Here is a 16971-nt window from a genome sequence, read left to right as displayed (position 1 = left end):
TTAAAGCACCTCACAAGTCTTTTTCTTTCAGGTATTTTTCATAATCTTCTCTTTTGATTTTAACCTCTCTCCCACAGTGGGAGCATTTGAATATAACATTACCCTCATTTTCACCAATCTTTTCCTTTAGTTTTCTTCCGCAGTAGCAGACGAAACCCTTCAAACGGGCCGGGTTTCCAAAAACTAACCCGAATGGTGGCACATCTTTGGTAACAACAGCTCCAGCCCCTACCATAGCGTATTCACCAATCGTTACCCCGCAGACTATGGTTGCATGGGCCCCAATGCTTGCGCCCTTCTTTACTAAAGTTGACACCAGTTCCCAGTCCTGATTAAAGGCCCTTGGATAAAGATCATTGGTGAAAGTCATATGCGGGCCGAGAAAGACATCCTCCTCAACCTTGACGCCGCGATAAACGCTCACTCCGTTCTGGATTTTCACGTTGTTGCCTATCTCAACTCCCACGTCGATGTAAACGTCCTTTCCAATGTTGCAGTTTTTGCCTATTTTTGCCCCCTTTCTTATGTGAGCGAAGTGCCATATTCTGGTTCCTTCTCCGATTTCAACGTTTTCTTCCACAACAGCCAAAGGATGAACGAAATACTTTTGAGTCATTGACCACACCAATTTATAAAAAGTGCGCAATAATAAAAAAGTATCGGGTGAAATAATGGAGCTTCCATTTGTCTCGGTTATAATTCCCGCTTACAACGAGGAAAAATACATCGGCAAATGCCTCGAGGAATGGGTTAATCAAGATTATCCGAAAGACAGGTATGAAATTCTCTTGTATGATGGAATGAGTACCGATAAAACCGCAGAGATAGTGAGAGATTTTGAACGTAGATATCCAGAGCTTGTGAAATACCGAAAAAATCCGAAGAGAAGACAGGTTTATGCCTTTAACATAGGAATCCAAGAGGCAAGAGGGGATTTCTTCATAATTTTTGGTGCTCACGCTTATCCTGAAAGAGATTTTTTAAGAAAAAGTGTTGAAACTTTTTTGGAAATTAAGGAAAAGGAACCAAAGCTTGCTGGAGTGGGAGGTAAAATAATCAAACTCTATGAAAGTAGACTGGCCAAGTTTGTAGCTTTAATCTACTCCTCACCTCTTTCTGGTGCAAGCACATTTTGGTATGAAGAAAAGCCACATTTTGCCAAAACTGTTGCCTTCGCGCTTTATGACAAAAAAATCGCCGAGGAAATCGGGGGTTTTGATGAGGACATGTTGACCGGAAACGACTTCGAGTTCAACCTGAGAATAAACAAGAGGGACTACAAACTGTTCTTTAATCCTGAGATTGTAAGCTACTACTTCGCCCGCTCAACGTGGAAAGGATTCTTAAAGCAGAGCTTCAACTATGGTGCGGTTAAAAGCATGGCAATAAGAAAAGGCTATTTCTCTCCCCTGTGGATTTTTCCTATAGGGTTTCTAGGGTTTGAAATGTTAATTCCTTTTTGGAGCATTTTAATGTGGCCATTTATCCTTTACTGGCTTTTGCTTTTCGGTGAGGGTTTTAGGCTATGGCGAAGAACAAAAAACGCCGATGCTCTTGCACTTCCTCCGGTAATGTGGCTCTTCCATAACTTAATAAGCTTTGGATTTATAGCTGGGTTGTTGCTTGGAAAGAGGGCCTATAGGTGATGAAATGAGGATAGTAATGACTGTTACAAATCCCTTCAAACCTGATCCAAGGGTTTATAAAGAAGCAAAAAGTCTAGCCAAGCATGGACACGAAGTTTACATCATTGCGTGGGATAGGGAGGGGAAGTACCCTAAAGAAGAAGTTATTGAAGGCTTTAGGGTTATTCGAGTTGGTCCCAAAGCAGGATACGGGCCGTTGATGGCGTTGAAGCTCCCACTATTTTACCTAAATGCTTTTAGAGTTATTTTAAAGTTGAAGCCAGATGCCATACATACTCATGATTTTGATACTGCTGTGTTAGGGTTTTTCTTCAAAAAACTCAAGAAAAAAGTTATGTGGGTTTATGATGTACATGATCTTTATGAGAGTTTTGTCCGGAATAACAGAGTTTCATCTCTGATAAAACGATTAGATTCGATTATTATGGGAAAAGCTGACATTGTTATCACTGTTAACCAAGAAATGATGAAAATACTGCTTGAAAGGGCTCGTCCTAATATGACAGTAATAATTATGAACACTATAAATCCTTTTGGTGTGTCTCAAAAAAAGGCTAAGATCTTTACGATTTTTTATGGTGGAGTTTTGTCAGAGGGTCGTTTCGTTAAGGAGATAGTTGATATATCTTCTACTCTCGATGTTAGTATTCGAATTGCAGGTAGCGGAACTCTTAAGGACGAAATAAAATCGTCCTCGGCAGTTTATTTGGGACATGTACCTCATGAAAGAGCCTTGGAGGAACTTTCAAGGGCACATGTTACTTTTATCCTATACGATCCTAGCGTTCTTAATAATAAGATCGCATCCCCTAACAAGCTGTTTGAGGCCATGTGGACAGGAACTCCTGTTCTGGTCGTTAAAGGAACACTTCCCGAAAAGCTTGCGGAGAAGTTTGTGATTCCAGTTGATTACTCAAAAAGTGCCGTTAAGAAGGCACTTAAAGAAATCATTGAGACCCCCAAAGTCATAAAAAAGAAAGCTCACTTTGGCAGGAAAATTTTCCTAAAGAAATACACATGGGATATAATGGAGAAGAGGCTTATCAAACTTTACTCGGAGGTGCTCAAATGAAGATAGCAACAATCGTTGGTGCTCGTCCGCAGTTTATTAAGATGGCTTCAGTTTCGAGGGAGCTTGAGAAGAAAGGGTTGGATGAAGTTATTATCCATACTGGTCAGCACTACGACTACGAGATGAACAAGATTTTCTTCGATCAACTAGGCATACGTGAGCCTGATTACAATCTCGGCGTGGGCTCCGGAAGTCATGGCTACCAGACTGGTGAGATGTTGAAGAGGATAGAGGGGGTTTTGATGAAAGAAAAGCCAGATCTTGTTCTCGTTTATGGGGACACTAATTCAACTCTCGCTGGAGCTTTGGCTGCCGTGAAGCTTCACATTAAAGTTGCCCACGTTGAGGCCGGCTTGAGGAGCTTTGATAAAAGAATGCCCGAAGAAGTGAATAGGGTTTTGACCGATCACATTAGTGACTACTTGTTTGCTCCCACAGAAACTGCAGTCAAAAACCTCCATAATGAAGGAATTAAGGAAGGAGTTTATTTAACCGGAGATGTAATGTACGATGCACTACTCTATAACATCAAGGTTGCCGAAAGAGAATCAAAGATTTTGGATGAGTTGGGATTAAGACCCAAGAAATATATATTGGCTACGGTCCACAGGGCAGAAAATACTGACAACAAGAAGAATCTTGAGAACATAGTCAATGCATTTATTGAGAGTGGTGAGTTAATAGTTTTTCCGGCTCATCCAAGAACCAGAAGATACCTTGAACTATATAACCTTATCGAGAAAATTAAAAATTCGAATAACTTACTGCTTGTTGATCCTGTTGGTTACTTTGACATGCTGGTTCTCGAAGAAAACGCTAAGAAAATACTGACTGATTCCGGTGGTGTTCAAAAGGAAGCTTACTTCCTTAAAGTTCCCTGCATAACTTTACGTGAAAGGACTGAGTGGGTTGAAACCGTCAAGGATGGATGGAACATATTGGTGGGAGCAGATAAAGAAAAGATACTGTGGGCCATAGCTGAGTTCGAGCCTAGTGGAGAAACATATACTTACAAGTTTGGTGATGGTAAGGCCAGCAAAAGGATAGCAGAAATATTATGGCAAAATGGCTCTTAACAATTTTGTAGAGGGTGATGTGTAGTGTGTGGTATTAATGGGTTTTCGTGGAGTGATGTGAAGCTTGTTCGGGAGATGAATGATGCTATTCGCCATCGTGGGCCTGATGATGAGGATATTTATGTTGATGAGAATGTTAGTCTTGGACATGTAAGGCTTGCGATTATTGATCTCTCTCCAAAGGGTCATCAGCCGATGAGATATGAGAAAGATGGGAGAGAGATTTGGATTGTCTATAATGGTGAAGTTTACAATTTTATGGAACTTCGCAAGGAGCTGGAAGAAAGGGGATATACTTTTAATTCGAACACTGATACGGAGGTTATTTTGGCAGCTTACTTGGAGTGGGGTTTTGATTGTATTAAAAAGTTTAATGGTATGTGGGCTTTTGCAATTTATGATAAGGGTAAGAATCTGCTCTTTCTAAGCAGAGACAGATTTGGAATAAAACCTCTATACTACTATTATGATGGGCAAAACATTATTTTCAGCTCAGAGATTAAAGCAATACTAGAGCACAACATTGAAAGGAAACCTAATGATTCTGTAATCTTTGATTTTCTTTATTACAATCTCCTTGATCACACAGAAGACACATTCTTTGAGGGAATAAAGAGGTTAATGCCCGGTCATAGTGCTGTTTTTGATTTAACAACTAGGAAACTTAAAACGTTTAAGTACTATGAGTTGCGTGAACAAGTGAAATTAAAAACAGTTATTACAGAAAATCCTGCTGTTTTTAGAGACATATTCAAAAAGGCCGTTCAGAGACGTTTAATAGCTGACGTTCCAGTGGGTTCGTGCTTGAGTGGTGGTCTTGACAGCTCGAGCATTGTATGTATGATGAGGGAAATTAACAAAAACCTTGAAATAAAGACATTTTCTCTTGTTTTCCCAGGGTTTAAACTTGATGAAAGCAAGTATCAGGAAAGTGTTGTTCGTGAATGTAACGTTAAAAGGTATACTACAACATTTACTGTTGGTGATATACTACGAGACATTGATGACTTGGTATACAGCCAAGAGGAACCGTTTTTCACACTTAGCATCTATGGGCAATACAGAGTTATGAAACTTGCTAAAGAACACGGGATGAAAGTTTTGCTAGATGGACAGGGAAGCGATGAGATACTTGGAGGTTATCACCATTTTTTTGAATATTACTTTGCTGAACTTTTTAGAAGTTTTAGATGGATAAAACTGATAAGTGAGATAATAGCCTATTACAAAACTTACAAATCATGGAGCCCTATATCGAATATGATTTTCTATCTTTCTCCAAAGTTCGTGAAACGTTTGCTCTGGAAGAGGCGCTTTCCGTATTTGGCAGATGATTTTGTTGAACGATATAAAGATAGGGGGTCCAAAGAACCCCAATGGGGTGCTAAAAGTTTAAAAGAAGCTCTAATTCTTGCGGAAACATATTATTCTCTTCCCCACCTCCTTAGATTTGAGGATAAAAACTCAATGAGATGGAGCATAGAGAGTAGGGTTCCTTTCTGTGACCATGAACTTGTTGAATATGTACTCTCCCTACCTGCCGAAGCCAAGATCGATAAGGGTATCACCAAAAAGATTTTGAGAGAGGCTCTAAGAGGTATTTTGCCAGAGGATATCAGAACTAGGACAAGTAAAATTGGATTTGCAACTCCCGATGAAGATATATTGAGAACGGAGGTAGGGTATACATTCGCCAAATCTATAATAGAGTCGAATAGTTTTTAAGAAGCGGAAGTACTGGAAGGCTGATGTTGTGAAAAAAATGCTTGAAGAACACTATCTTGGAAGGAAAAACTATCCCCAAGAACTCTGGAAGGTTATAATCCTCGATTTGTGGTTTAGGAGGTGGATTGATGAACAGTAACGTGCTCATGATACTCAACAATGGTTATACTCACGACCCCAGGGTTACTGCTGAGGCTGAGAGCTTGGTTAAACATGGTTATAAGGTTAAGGTTATCGCATGGGACAGAAAAAAGGAGTATCCTTCTTACGAAACAATTAATGGAGTTGAAGTGATCCGCATTAGAATACCAAGCATTATTGATAAACTCTTGCCTTTTGAGATATTAAAGGTCCCTATCCCGAAAGGTACTTAAGTTTAGTCCTAGGAGGATACGAAAGAAATGGAGCTGGAGAACGAAGGGAAAAAGGTGGTGGTAATTTATGCGAAATCTCTTGATAATCACCAATTCATACCCGAATAAAGATAATTCTTTTCATGGGGGAGTATTCGTTAAGGAACAGGTAAGATATCTAGAGAATTATTTCGAAAATGTTTACGTTATCTCACCTCAACCATGGGGGTCTAACAGAAACCTCCGCGATTACGAGTATGATAACGTTAGAGTCTACTATCCCCGGTTCTTCCACGCTCCCGTAGAGTTCTTTAGAAAACGTCTCGGTGACAGCTTCTTTAAAGCTGCATTGAGGATTATTAAACGTGAGAAGCTTGAATTTGATCTAATCCACGCACATTTCACATGGCCGAGTGGGTATGCTGCAGCGAAGCTATCAAAAGAGTTCAGCGTTCCACTGGTGATTACTGGTCATGGTTACGACATTTATGAGCTTCCGTTCAGGGGCAGGGAATGGTTTAAAAAAGTTAAATTTGCCTTGGACTCTGCAGATCACATAGTTACAGTAAGTAAAAGCAACTTTACAATACTTACCACCAAGCTCGATATTCCTGAGGACAAAATCTCTGTAATTCCTAACGGCTTCAATTCCCATAAGTTTAGGCCAATGGACAAATTACTTGTCAGGGAACAACTTAACCTTCCGCGGGACAAAAAAATAATTCTGAACGTTGCTAACTTGGTGCCAGTAAAGGGTCAAAGCTATTTAATTGAAGCTATGGAGAAAGTTGTGAGTCATAGGAAGGATGTTATGCTTATCATCGTTGGAGATGGGCCGCTCAAAAAGGAGTTAGAGATTCAAATTAAAAAGTTGAACTTGGAAAATTATGTTATGCTTGCTGGAGCTAAACCCCACAGCGAAATCCTCCTGTGGATGAACGCTGCTGATTTATTCGTTTTGCCGAGTTTGAGTGAGGGGAATCCCACGGTGATGTTCGAGGCTCTCGGCGTTGGTTTGCCCTTTGTTGGGACCGCTGTCGGCGGTGTGCCCGAGATAATAACCTCCGAGGATTACGGCTTGCTCTGCCCACCAAAGGATCCAAAGTGTCTTGCAGAGAAAATTTTAATAGCACTTGAGAAAGAATGGAACAGAGAGAAAATAATGAACTACGCAGACCAGTACACATGGGGGAATGTAGTTAATCAAATTCTGGAGGTCTACCAATGTCTCTTGCGAGGATCACCATGAAACTTAAGCCACTTATTCATTACGTTCTGAGCAGAATCTTCGCAAAGATAAATCGCCTCATACCTAAGGATGGGAGAGTGATCATGTTTATCTCAACCCCCGATTTTAGCGATAATCCCAGGTATCTTTATGAAAAAGCAAAGGAGCTTCTTGAAGGTTATAAATTTGTGTGGGTGGTAAATGATAAGACCAAGTTCCAAAACCTTGATAATGAATCAACGGTCTTTGTCCAGTACAGAACCTTTGAATATTTAAAGTGGATAATAAAGGCAAAATACTTAATTCTTTCCCATGGCGTTCCCTACTGGAAGTCAGGGAATCAAATAGCTATTTTGTTGTGGCATGGCCTTCCTATAAAGCGGGACGGAGTTTGGATTAAAAATTATTGGCACATTCTACCTGATTTCCTAACAGTCCCTTCTCGATTTGTAGGGGTTATTTACTCATCTCTTTTTGGTGTTCCTCCTCAAGACATTTTGGAGCTAGGCATCCCTCGCACTGACGTTCTTTTTCTTAATAAAAACAATGAAAAGTTAAAAGTTGAATTGAAAGAAAAACTAAATTTACCTCTAGACAAAAAAGTAGTTCTCTATGCTCCTACGTGGAGAGAGTGGAATCCTACCTTTCAATTCAAACTATTTTTAGAACTCGCAACAAATAAAGAACTCCAAAAAGTACTCAAAATCAACAATGCAATGCTTGTATTCAAACCTCATCCCCAAGAAGAGGCAAATATTTTATCTTATGAATTTCCAAAGAACTTTCATATAATAACTTCAAATAATATGCTTAAGAAGGGATTGACAACTAACGAGCTCCTTCTTGTTAGTGATTTACTTATTACGGACTATTCCTCTATTTTTTGGGACTATTTAATCCTAGATAGACCTATGATATTTTATGTTCCAGACATTGATGATTATAGGGCACACAGAGGTTTAATATTAGAACCCTTCGAGGAGTGGGTTCCCGGGAAGATTGCGTACTCTGTAGATGCCCTTGTAAAAACTATTTCAGGCGTTTTAGAAGAGGGGAAAGATGGATTTGAATACAAGAGAAAATGGCTCAGAAACATTATGTACAAACATCAAGATGGCAAGTCTTCGGAAAGAATAATAAGGTATTTCTTCCATATCTCTAGAGGTGAGATATGATGGACAAGACTGTGGCAATAATCCTAGCTGGTGGGGTTGGTTCAAGGTTAGGCTGGGAAACACCTAAGCAGTTTGTCAAAATTGCTGGTAAGAAAGTTATTGAACATACTCTCGATGTCTTTGAGACTCATCCATTAGTTGATGAAGTCTATGTGGTCATTAACCCATATTATTATGATTACTTTTTAGAGACAATATTGCCAAAATACAAGAAAATTACCAAAGTATTAAAGGGAGGTTCAACAAGGCAAGAGTCTTCGAAAATTGGTGTTTATGCAATTGATGATAATAGTGTTGAGAAAGTATTAATTCATGATGCAGTAAGACCCTTAATCACAAAGGACATTATAACAAACGTAATTAAAGCCCTAGATGTTCATTGCGCTGTTGATGTTGTAATACCTGCTATCGATACAATTGTCGTATCTGATGGGAGAACAATCCTTAGAATTCCTAATAGAAAGTTTCTCTATCAAGGTCAGACTCCCCAAGGATTCAGACGCGAGGTCATACTAAAGGCTCACAAACTTGCAGAGGATGAAGGATTTAACCAAGCTACAGATGATTGTTCTTTAGTACTTAGGTATAACCTCTGTGACGTTCACGTAGTTTCTGGTAGTGTAACTAATGTTAAGTTCACATATAATGTTGATTATTATGTGCTAGATAGGCTTTTCCAGCTAAGAGGAGAGTACCTTATAAATGAAAATACCACCAAAGTAGAAATTGAAAGCAAGTTATCTAACCTAAAGGATAAAGTCATTGTAGTGTTTGGAGGCACCAGTGGTATTGGAGAGAAAATAGTTGAAATTGCTAAACACTACGGTGCAAGAACTTATGCATTTTCTCGCAAAACGGGTGTCGATGTTAGTAACCCAGACTCCATTGATGAAGCTTTAAAGTCAGTATACGAAAAGGAAGGTACAATTGACTATATCGTCAATACTGCAGGAACCCTTAAGATGGGTTCTTTAGAGTCTCGGGAAATAACAGATATTGTTGAGGAAGTTAATATTAACTTTTTAGGATCTGTGTTCGTCACAAAACTTGGACTAAAGTACATTAGGAACGGAGGATCTATAATTCTTTTTGGTTCTAGCTCATATACTCGTGGAAGAATGAATTATTCAATATATTCTGCAACTAAAGCGGGTCTAGTGAATTTCGTTCAGGCAGTATCGGATGAAGTTAGTGACAGAGAGATCAAAATTTCCATCATCGTGCCTGAAAGAACTAAAACCCCAATGCGACTCAAAAATTTTGGGAAAGAACCAGATGAGACACTACTTATGCCAGAGACTGTTGCTTATGTCACTCTCTTGGCCTTAGTATCAGGAGTTACTGGACTTCCAATTCACGTTAGAAAAGATGTTGAAGAAAAAATCTTAAGGAAGATTGGTTTTATAACTACTTAACACTACTATTTTTAGTGTTTAATATTTTTGAACTCAAGACACTTGCCAATCCTTGACTTATTACAGTCGCTATGGCAGCTCCCTCTGCACCAAAATTGATGATAAGAAAATAATTCAGAGCAACATTCAGCAAAGCCGTAAATCCCGTTATCTTCGTAAATGCCAATTCCTTCCCGGTAGCGTTCATATAGCTTCCTAATAGAGAATTCAGAAACATGAACGGAACTGCGAAAGCCAAAATCTTCAACACGGGGACACTTGGGAGGAACTCCTCTCCAAAGACTATCAAAATCCCAAGCCTAGCAAAGATGTAATAGCCAGCTAAACCAACAACTCCTAGAAAGACAAGCATCTGAGAGCTCTTCTTAAACAAAACATTGAGAGTTGTCTTGTCTTCTCTCCATAGTCTTGCCATGGAAGGCATCGTCGTTGAGACAACAATACTTGGAACAAAGAGAGAAACCTCTATCAGTGTATACGCTGCCCTATAAATTCCCGTTTCGTAATCCCCTTTAAGAAGATTCAACATTACCATGTCCGTACGGTAATAGATCAGAGTAAATAATCCGATTAGCCAGAATGGATAAGATTTTTTCAAAAGGCCTTTCCACATCTCGGGCCTAAAGCGGATTTTAAGTTCATCAACAAACTGAAGACCCCACTTTATCCTCAACAGCTCTCTTAGGGTGTAGCCTGCTAAGAGCATAACTATGAAGAGTGATAGCGATTTGAAAGTGTAGAGAACGGCCCCACCAACAAAAAATGCCCAAAACCTCTCAATGGTTATCGCTAGAGCCTCATACTTAGTGATCTCGTAGGCGTACATAATGCGAACGAAGAGATATGAAATCCATGTCAATATCGCTTCGGCTCCAGCCAAGATTATGAGAATCTTCATCCACTCCGGCTTCGGAAGGAAAAGTGTTATTCCTACAATAACCAAGAAATTAACAATCGCGAGTATGATCTTAAGACCCAAGGCACCCGGAAGCAGCTCGTTGAGCTTCTCCCTATCCCTGGCAACTTCCCTCATAAGATAATAACCAACACCCAAATCAGAGAATATCCCGAGAAGCCCCACGTAGTAGAAGATGAACGAATACTGACCGAGTCCTTCCGGGCCTAGGGTTCTGCTTAAAAGTACTACCACACCATAGGCTAGGAGTTTTGAAATAACCTCAGCACCAAATAACCAGCCCGCGTTTTTGATCAGCCTTAGTTTTAAGCTCTCAGTCATAGCCCTCAAAACCTAATGAAAGGCACAGTATAAAAACCTAATCTCCCCTCTGTATCTTAGCATGCCCTCCAACCAAGCTCTTCTTAAGCTCGAGATTCCTTATCTCGCACTTCTCATCTATTATGGAGCGCCATATTGTAGAACCCCTGATAACAGTGTTACCAAAGATTATCGAATCGCTAACATCGGAGTTCTCAATCACGCAGTTCTCCCCAATGTAGGCGTAGGGCCCAACTATCGACCTTCCGAGAATTCTCGCACCCTTCTTTATAACCACAGGATTGATTATCTTAGAATAAGAACTTATCTGAATCTCTTCAATCTGACTTTCCTTCAAAAGGGTTTTCATAGCCTCCAGATAACTGTCGGCCGAACCAATATCATACCAGTAGTCATCGAACTTGTATGCATAAATTTCAACGTCCTTCTTAAGAAGCCACTCTATGAAATAGCCCGGCGAATCTCTGTTGCCCTCTTCGAGGTATTCACCAACCTTCTCTATAACATCCTTTGGAAAAGCATAAACGCCAGTGCTTATCAATGTGGACTTTGGTTGCAGGGGTTTTTCCTGAAAATCAATCACTCTATCCCCCTCAACCAGCACCACACCATACCTCTTCGCTAACTCAAAGTCACCAACGTCGTAAACAGCTATTAATGGCCTTCCACTGTAGTGTTTCAAAAACTCCCCCAGAGAAAAGGAGAACAGATTGTCACCAGCAACTATAAGGTAATCATCAACCCCAAGTTCTGATACTGCATATTTAATAGCTCCAATAGTCCCCAGTTTTTCCTCTTCGCTTATAGTTTCCTCCACAATAAGCCCAATGTTGTTTTTTTCGGCCCAATTCTTAAAATGCTTCTCAAAGAACTTGTTGGTTGACACATGAACTTCCAAACCAAGATCCTTGGTCTTCTCAAGGATGTAATCGATGATGTATTTATCTCCCACAGGTAAGAGGGGTTTTGGTTTACCCTTTGTGATCGGCCACAAACGAGTGGCATATCCTCCGGCCATGATAAGGACTTTCATTTATTACACCACCTTATTCTCGTAATGTCTCCCGGATTTTATTCAGAAATTCCTCAACATCACGAACATCGTCCTTAAGATAATGGTAAATCTTTTTGTCGTTGATCTCCCAATATATGTGCACAAGCCTGTTCCTGAACCTAACCATTAGCATTAAACGTTTCCCCAAATGTTCACTTATAATACCATTCTCTACTAAAACTCTGAAAGTGTCAGCGTAATCTTGGGGAAGCCTCATACGATTTTTAGAAATTAAGTGATATGCAATATCAATACATGCTTCGATAGCAACTAACAGATTATATTTGGCGCTTGAAATGTAATGCTTGTTCTTTAAAAAGTCCTCTTCAGAGAAACTTGAAAGTTCTCGAAGGTTCTGTAAGGCATTCTCCGCTTCTGAAACACGCTTCATGATTTTTTCTTTGTCATATTCCAAGGAGATCCCTCCCATACCTCCTGAGATAATAAGAATAATCATGATACTCACGCAAAGTCCCTTCCTCAAACTCACATCTGGCATTATCATCCCTACTAAAAAGGAGCTCTCCCTCAAGAGCCTTAAATCTGAACGTCACCGGAGCATCATTAATAACCCTAACATCAACTGGAAACCCTACAAACCATGTTAGCTCCTCTTCCATCTCCAGCTCATAGGCTAAATCGTGATCTCCATCAACGTAAATAGCAACGTCAATGTCTCTAAATGGACGGTTTTCAATGAAAGATCCGTGAATATAAGCAAACAAAACCTCTTTCCGATTAATTAAAAAATCGGTAATCCTCTTCTTTATCTTCTCTCTATCCTCGGATGGTAAGTTGTATATCCTCATGTATTAAAATTCACATCTGAAAACTAAAAAACTTTCCCTAAAGCTTAAGAGAACTACTATTAAAGTTAGTTTGGTGATAGAATGAAGGTACTCGTAACTGGCGGTGCCGGGTTTATAGGCTCTCACCTTGTGGATAGACTTATGGAGGATGGTCATGAAGTTAGAGTTCTCGATGATTTAAGTGCAGGGAGCTTGGAAAACCTCAAAGGGTGGATTGATCACGAACGTTTTGAATTTATGCATGGAGACCTGAGAAGGAGAGACATTTGTGAAAAAGCAGTTAAAGGAGTGGATGCCGTTTTTCATCTTGCTGCAAATCCTGAAGTGAGGATTGGCACCCAAAGTCCAGAACTTTTATATGAGACCAACGTTCTCATAACCTACAACCTCCTCGAGGCCATGAGAAAAGAAGATGTAAAAGCACTGGCCTTCACTTCCTCATCCACAGTTTATGGGGAGGCAAAGACGATACCAACTCCCGAGGATTATGGGCCCCTGGAACCGATAAGCGTCTATGGCGGGGCAAAGTTGGCTGCCGAAGCATTGATATCAGGCTATGCCCACACATTTGACGTAAAAGCCGTGGTCTTCAGGCTGGCAAATATAATAGGGAAGAGGTCAAACCATGGAGTTATCTATGATTTCATAAACAAACTCAAGAAGAATCCAAACAGATTGGAGATTTTAGGTGATGGAACACAGAGGAAGAGCTACCTCCACGTTAGCGATACCGTTGAGGCCATGCTTTATTTATTTAAAGAGTTTTTAAAGGAGGACAAAATCTACGATGCTTATAATATCGGCAGTGAAGACTGGATAACTGTGAAGGAGATAGCAGAGATAGTGAGCAGGGAGATGGGCTTGAATCCAGAGTTCTATTTCACGGGTGGCGTTGACGGCGGAAGAGGATGGAAGGGAGACGTTAAAGTGATGCTCCTTAACATCGAGAAGGCCAAAGCCAAGGGCTGGAAGCCGAAGATGAACAGCTACCAAGCGGTGGAAAAAACGGTTAGGGAGCTATTGGGCAAAGAATAATTTTCTATTTGGGGAGGAGCCACTTCCACAGGGGCATAACTTTGATTTCCTTCCCTTTCTTCTTAATTGTCTCCTCCTGATCCCATGTTATGAGAAGCAGGTCTCTGCAATTGAGCTCTTTTGAAGCCCCGACCAAGGCAGAAATTTCCCTTTCATAGTTGCTTTCATTGAGCTCATAAGTAACCTGAATTGCTTGCTTTATCCTTCCTTTCTCCAGTATAACAAAATCCACTTCCTTTCCATCCCTTGTTCTGTAGTAAAATACGTCTCTATTCGGCTCCAAGTCAAACTTTAAAAGTTCGGTAAAGACCAAGTTTTCTAACAATCTCCCCTCATCTTGGACGCCTAGACTTGTCAAGAGTCCGTTGTCCACCAAATAGGGCTTGAACCCGTACAGCTCCTGAAGCTTGTATGACTTTATTAGAGCCCTGAGGGGATAGAACACAAGAGAGTCTTCCAGAAATTCTAAGTAGTTTGCAACCGTTGTCTTTCCTACGTTAATGCCGATCCCTTTCAAGTTTTTGTATGCCTTGGAAATGGAAAGGTGAGTGGAAAACGCAAGCATCCTGAAAAGGAGCTTTAATGCCTTGATATTGACGATCCCCCACCGCTCAACGATATCCTTGTAGATCATCAAGTCAATTATCTCTCGAAGAATCTCCCTTCTGAGAGAAAAGTCCAATACGACCTCGGGATAGCCTCCCCAAAGGAGATATTGCCTAAGCAGCTTCTTGATCTTAGCCTCCTCATAAGTGGAGTAGAATCTATCAACCTTTATCCCATGAGAAACCAGTATCTCCCTGAATGAAAAGGGATAAACCCTTATAGGAACACTCCTCCCTCTCAGTTCAGTTGCTATTTCTTTTGATAAAAGCCTGGAGGAAGAACCCGAAACAATCACCCGCTGATTTTTATCAAGTAAGAACCTCACGAACTTTTCCCAATTTTTAACTGTTTGAATTTCATCCAAGAAAAAGTAGTTATGTCCCTTTACATTTTCAGGAAATTGGGAATAATAGACATCCAAGAGGCCCAATAAATCATCCAAAGTAGTATCTATTATCCTGGGATCTTCCAAATTAATGTAGATCGTCTCTTCTTTCCTAACCCCTTGTTTTAAAAGTTCTTTAATTATCTGGAACATGAAATAAGTTTTTCCAGCTCTTCGTGGCCCAATAATGACCAAAGCTCTTTGGACCTTAGGTATGCTGTAATTTATATTTCGCTCAACAAGTTTAACATCCCACTCAAGGTAGTCTCTTATTATCCTGGCCCAGACTTCTTTTGATATCATGTACTATGTATAGTGCTAATACTTTATAAATGTTTGTACTATCAATAGTCCAGTGGAAATAATGTGTGATCATCACAGTTTCTCAGCCAGTTTTAGTGTTATTTTGCTTTCTATTATGGCTGCAATGAGTATTAAAGCTATTGATACTCCCACAAGTTTAAAGAACTCTTTAGCATCTTCTTCTGTAATCATTTCTTCCTTTTTACCCAAGGCAAACCTCAACAATTCATAAGGAATTTTAAAGCCTGCAGATCCAGCTATAATTAAGCCAGGGATTTCAAAAATACCGTGGGGAAGCACTAATAGAAGGGTTCTAAAAACTCCAATTTGAGTCGAAGTTGTTCTTACAGCCGAACCCAAAATAAAGCCATTAGAGAACAGATTCACTAGCGTTATTACACCAAGCGTTACTGCACCGCACCATAACAAAAAAGCCACCTTAATATTGTGTTTAAAAAAGAATAAAACTCCTGGGTTGGAATTGTCAAAAGGATCAAAGCCAAAATACGCTGAATAATCATTAAATAATGCGGAAAAAACTCCAAAAATTAAACCTAAAAGAAAAAAGAATACTGAAATCAAAAACGGTCTGTTGTTCATGTGCTCCCCCCCATGGATTGTTTCGTGTGTTGAAAGGTATTTTTCCCCATTAAAAATATAAACAGTGGGGTTTTCACTGGATACTACTGATAAAATGAGCTATGGCAGTATTTTCGGAATTAAAGAGTAGCCGATGATGAGTCCAATAATTAGGCCTATGATACCTATGATCCTTGTATGTGAATGTTTGGTTGATGCTAGAAAGCTTCCCAAAGTAAGACCTGAAACAATTGTAAATACTATATTTTGAGTAGTCTTACCTATTAATGTCATGGCAAGTATTGAAACAATAATGTTGACAAGATTGTGCTTCATGTTCTCCCTCCACGCTCAGCACTTAGATTTCTAAACGTTAGTATCCAACTGCTGCACCCACAACTAGTCCAATAGCCACTCCAACAAGACCGCCGAATGCTGCTCCAACTCTTGCTCCAACACGTGCCCCGATATAAGCTGCTGCTCTTCCACTTAAGTAATCAATAGCCTTACCACCCACCCATCCTAATGCTGTTCCTGCAGCTCCTCCTACAATTGCAGCTTTTTCAGGATTTGTGTATTTCTTAGTTAATCTGTATGTCAAGTTACTATTTTCAAATATTCCTCCAACCACAACTCCAAAAGCCATCAAAACTAACCCCAAAGCAAGTGCTTTCCTCCACATGGATTACCACCAATGATTATAATTTAAAAACCACAATAAAAAGTTTTTCAAGAAAAAGTTGATTACCACTCATTGAGTTTTGAATATGAATTGAATGATAGCCAAAAATCTTTAATCAAATTTGAACATCTCCAATTTAACAAATATCCACCGAACTGCGTAAGTTGTTCTGCTACTCCACAACATTTTATGTTTTTTATTGAGAGGGTATTTTCATGGAAATTTCTGGAACCAAAATCCCTAACTTCCCCCCCTCTTGTTCTAACGTGTTCTCCTTCCATATTAAATTGCCCCCGTTCTCAGCTTTTTAGAACAGTTTAACATCCTAAATTTTCCATAAAATCCAATACGAAAAGCATCGAAAGATTTATAAATTAATTTTTGGTTATCAACATCGACGCCCCGGTGGTGTAGCCCGGTCAATCATACGGGACTCTCGATCCCGTGACCCGGGTTCAAATCCCGGCCGGGGCACCAAAATATGGGCCCGTGGCTCAGCCTGGTCAGAGCGCCCGCCTGATAAGCGGGAGGTCCGGGGTTCGAAGCCCCGCGGGCCCACCAAAAGCTCTTCTAAAGGAAAGGTTTCGAGAA

The 16971-nt window shown here is 40.0% G+C and carries 18 protein-coding genes and 2 tRNA genes; 11 read left to right on the top strand and 9 right to left on the bottom strand.

What is annotated here, in order from left to right:
- Positions 1-10: 10 nt before the first annotated feature.
- Positions 11-616, bottom strand: coding sequence for an acyltransferase (locus TSIB_RS09845; protein ID WP_015850290.1), 606 nt, complete (start codon positions 614-616; stop codon positions 11-13).
- 55 nt (positions 617-671) lie between these two features.
- Here TSIB_RS09845 and TSIB_RS09840 point away from each other — a divergent pair, with 55 nt between their 5' ends.
- From TSIB_RS09840 to TSIB_RS09805, 8 genes are all read left to right on the top strand, one after another.
- On the top strand, positions 672-1646 hold the full coding sequence (locus TSIB_RS09840) for a glycosyltransferase family 2 protein (protein WP_015850289.1): 975 nt from the start codon (positions 672-674) through the stop codon (positions 1644-1646).
- A gap of 4 nt (positions 1647-1650) precedes the next feature.
- Positions 1651-2718 carry a glycosyltransferase gene (locus tag TSIB_RS09835; RefSeq protein ID WP_015850288.1) on the top strand — a complete coding sequence of 356 codons (1068 nt, stop codon included), beginning with the start codon at positions 1651-1653 and terminating at the stop codon, positions 2716-2718.
- Positions 2715-3794, top strand: coding sequence for a non-hydrolyzing UDP-N-acetylglucosamine 2-epimerase (wecB, locus tag TSIB_RS09830; RefSeq protein ID WP_048160706.1), 1080 nt, complete (start codon positions 2715-2717; stop codon positions 3792-3794). Before TSIB_RS09835 ends, wecB begins: the two co-directional genes overlap by 4 nt.
- 57 nt (positions 3795-3851) lie before the next feature.
- Positions 3852-5519: an asparagine synthase (glutamine-hydrolyzing) gene (asnB, locus tag TSIB_RS09825; protein WP_266105271.1), complete on the top strand. Its 1668-nt coding sequence runs from the start codon at positions 3852-3854 to the stop codon at positions 5517-5519.
- Positions 5520-5647: 128 nt separating this feature from the next.
- Positions 5648-5893: a hypothetical protein gene (locus tag TSIB_RS09820; RefSeq protein WP_048160705.1), complete on the top strand. Its 246-nt coding sequence runs from the start codon at positions 5648-5650 to the stop codon at positions 5891-5893.
- A gap of 67 nt (positions 5894-5960) precedes the next feature.
- Positions 5961-7121, top strand: a complete 1161-nt coding sequence (locus TSIB_RS09815) for a glycosyltransferase family 4 protein (RefSeq protein ID WP_015850284.1) — start codon at positions 5961-5963, stop codon at positions 7119-7121.
- Positions 7118-8275: a CDP-glycerol glycerophosphotransferase family protein gene (locus tag TSIB_RS09810; RefSeq protein WP_015850283.1), complete on the top strand. Its 1158-nt coding sequence runs from the start codon at positions 7118-7120 to the stop codon at positions 8273-8275. The genes TSIB_RS09815 and TSIB_RS09810 overlap by 4 nt, the downstream gene beginning before the upstream one ends.
- A complete protein-coding gene (locus TSIB_RS09805) occupies positions 8275-9690 on the top strand; it encodes a bifunctional cytidylyltransferase/SDR family oxidoreductase (RefSeq protein WP_048160701.1) in 1416 nt (471 codons plus the stop codon). The genes TSIB_RS09810 and TSIB_RS09805 overlap by 1 nt, the downstream gene beginning before the upstream one ends.
- Here the strand turns inward: TSIB_RS09805 and TSIB_RS09800 are convergent.
- Genes TSIB_RS09800 through mntA form a run of 4 tightly spaced genes read right to left on the bottom strand, consistent with a single transcriptional unit; the run spans position 9683 to position 12790 of the window.
- Complete coding sequence (locus TSIB_RS09800; RefSeq protein WP_015850281.1) at positions 9683-10927, bottom strand: flippase; 1245 nt, start codon at positions 10925-10927, stop codon at positions 9683-9685. The two genes, TSIB_RS09805 and TSIB_RS09800, sit on opposite strands and share 8 nt — an antisense overlap.
- A 37-nt stretch (positions 10928-10964) precedes the next feature.
- Positions 10965-11960, bottom strand: coding sequence for a sugar phosphate nucleotidyltransferase (locus tag TSIB_RS09795; protein ID WP_015850280.1), 996 nt, complete (start codon positions 11958-11960; stop codon positions 10965-10967).
- Between the two features lie 13 nt (positions 11961-11973).
- Positions 11974-12396 carry a type VII toxin-antitoxin system HepT family RNase toxin gene (gene hepT, locus TSIB_RS09790; protein ID WP_148206190.1) on the bottom strand — a complete coding sequence of 141 codons (423 nt, stop codon included), beginning with the start codon at positions 12394-12396 and terminating at the stop codon, positions 11974-11976.
- Complete coding sequence (gene mntA, locus TSIB_RS09785) at positions 12386-12790, bottom strand: type VII toxin-antitoxin system MntA family adenylyltransferase antitoxin (RefSeq protein WP_015850278.1); 405 nt, start codon at positions 12788-12790, stop codon at positions 12386-12388. Before mntA ends, hepT begins: the two co-directional genes overlap by 11 nt.
- 81 nt (positions 12791-12871) lie before the next feature.
- Here mntA and TSIB_RS09780 point away from each other — a divergent pair, with 81 nt between their 5' ends.
- Positions 12872-13825, top strand: a complete 954-nt coding sequence (locus TSIB_RS09780; protein ID WP_015850277.1) for an NAD-dependent epimerase/dehydratase family protein — start codon at positions 12872-12874, stop codon at positions 13823-13825.
- Between the two features lie 4 nt (positions 13826-13829).
- On the opposite strand, the gene TSIB_RS09775 is transcribed toward TSIB_RS09780, so the two are convergent.
- The 4 genes from TSIB_RS09775 to TSIB_RS09755 form a co-directional block, all read right to left on the bottom strand.
- The gene (locus TSIB_RS09775; RefSeq protein WP_015850276.1) at positions 13830-15119 is read right to left on the bottom strand and encodes an ATP-binding protein; all 1290 of its coding nucleotides are present in this window, start codon (positions 15117-15119) and stop codon (positions 13830-13832) included.
- Positions 15120-15191: 72 nt separating this feature from the next.
- Positions 15192-15719, bottom strand: coding sequence for a stage II sporulation protein M (locus TSIB_RS09770; protein ID WP_048160699.1), 528 nt, complete (start codon positions 15717-15719; stop codon positions 15192-15194).
- 352 nt (positions 15720-16071) lie between these two features.
- The gene (locus TSIB_RS09760; protein WP_015850274.1) at positions 16072-16380 is read right to left on the bottom strand and encodes a hypothetical protein; all 309 of its coding nucleotides are present in this window, start codon (positions 16378-16380) and stop codon (positions 16072-16074) included.
- A gap of 62 nt (positions 16381-16442) precedes the next feature.
- On the bottom strand, positions 16443-16661 hold the full coding sequence (locus TSIB_RS09755) for a hypothetical protein (RefSeq protein WP_015850273.1): 219 nt from the start codon (positions 16659-16661) through the stop codon (positions 16443-16445).
- Between the two features lie 118 nt (positions 16662-16779).
- Between TSIB_RS09755 and TSIB_RS09750 the strand changes: the two genes are divergently transcribed.
- Both TSIB_RS09750 and TSIB_RS09745 read left to right on the top strand, forming a co-directional pair.
- Positions 16780-16857 (top strand) — tRNA-Glu (locus TSIB_RS09750).
- Between the two features lie 6 nt (positions 16858-16863).
- Positions 16864-16941: transfer RNA gene (locus TSIB_RS09745), tRNA-Ile, on the top strand.
- Positions 16942-16971: the final 30 nt, after the last annotated feature.

Source organism: Thermococcus sibiricus MM 739, assembly GCF_000022545.1.
In the GTDB taxonomy this organism is placed as follows: Archaea; Methanobacteriota_B; Thermococci; order Thermococcales; family Thermococcaceae; genus Thermococcus_A; species Thermococcus_A sibiricus.
Note: the sequence above shows the minus strand (reverse complement) of the source record. Positions and strands in the feature narration are given on the sequence as shown.

What these genes read in the sequence shown, in the direction of transcription:
- TSIB_RS09845 (WP_015850290.1), bottom strand. Translation starts at nt 616, where the DNA reads ATGACTCAAAAGTATTTCGTTCATCCTTTGGCTGTTGTGGAAGAAAAC.
- TSIB_RS09840 (WP_015850289.1), top strand. Translation starts at nt 672, where the DNA reads ATGGAGCTTCCATTTGTCTCGGTTATAATTCCCGCTTACAACGAGGAA.
- TSIB_RS09835 (WP_015850288.1), top strand. Translation starts at nt 1,651, where the DNA reads ATGAGGATAGTAATGACTGTTACAAATCCCTTCAAACCTGATCCAAGG.
- wecB (WP_048160706.1), top strand. Translation starts at nt 2,715, where the DNA reads ATGAAGATAGCAACAATCGTTGGTGCTCGTCCGCAGTTTATTAAGATG.
- TSIB_RS09820 (WP_048160705.1), top strand. Translation starts at nt 5,648, where the DNA reads ATGAACAGTAACGTGCTCATGATACTCAACAATGGTTATACTCACGAC.
- TSIB_RS09815 (WP_015850284.1), top strand. Translation starts at nt 5,961, where the DNA reads ATGCGAAATCTCTTGATAATCACCAATTCATACCCGAATAAAGATAAT.
- TSIB_RS09810 (WP_015850283.1), top strand. Translation starts at nt 7,118, where the DNA reads ATGAAACTTAAGCCACTTATTCATTACGTTCTGAGCAGAATCTTCGCA.
- TSIB_RS09805 (WP_048160701.1), top strand. Translation starts at nt 8,275, where the DNA reads ATGGACAAGACTGTGGCAATAATCCTAGCTGGTGGGGTTGGTTCAAGG.
- TSIB_RS09800 (WP_015850281.1), bottom strand. Translation starts at nt 10,927, where the DNA reads ATGACTGAGAGCTTAAAACTAAGGCTGATCAAAAACGCGGGCTGGTTA.
- TSIB_RS09795 (WP_015850280.1), bottom strand. Translation starts at nt 11,960, where the DNA reads ATGAAAGTCCTTATCATGGCCGGAGGATATGCCACTCGTTTGTGGCCG.
- mntA (WP_015850278.1), bottom strand. Translation starts at nt 12,790, where the DNA reads ATGAGGATATACAACTTACCATCCGAGGATAGAGAGAAGATAAAGAAG.
- TSIB_RS09780 (WP_015850277.1), top strand. Translation starts at nt 12,872, where the DNA reads ATGAAGGTACTCGTAACTGGCGGTGCCGGGTTTATAGGCTCTCACCTT.
- TSIB_RS09775 (WP_015850276.1), bottom strand. Translation starts at nt 15,119, where the DNA reads ATGATATCAAAAGAAGTCTGGGCCAGGATAATAAGAGACTACCTTGAG.
- TSIB_RS09770 (WP_048160699.1), bottom strand. Translation starts at nt 15,719, where the DNA reads ATGAACAACAGACCGTTTTTGATTTCAGTATTCTTTTTTCTTTTAGGT.
- TSIB_RS09760 (WP_015850274.1), bottom strand. Translation starts at nt 16,380, where the DNA reads ATGTGGAGGAAAGCACTTGCTTTGGGGTTAGTTTTGATGGCTTTTGGA.
- TSIB_RS09755 (WP_015850273.1), bottom strand. Translation starts at nt 16,661, where the DNA reads ATGGAAGGAGAACACGTTAGAACAAGAGGGGGGGAAGTTAGGGATTTT.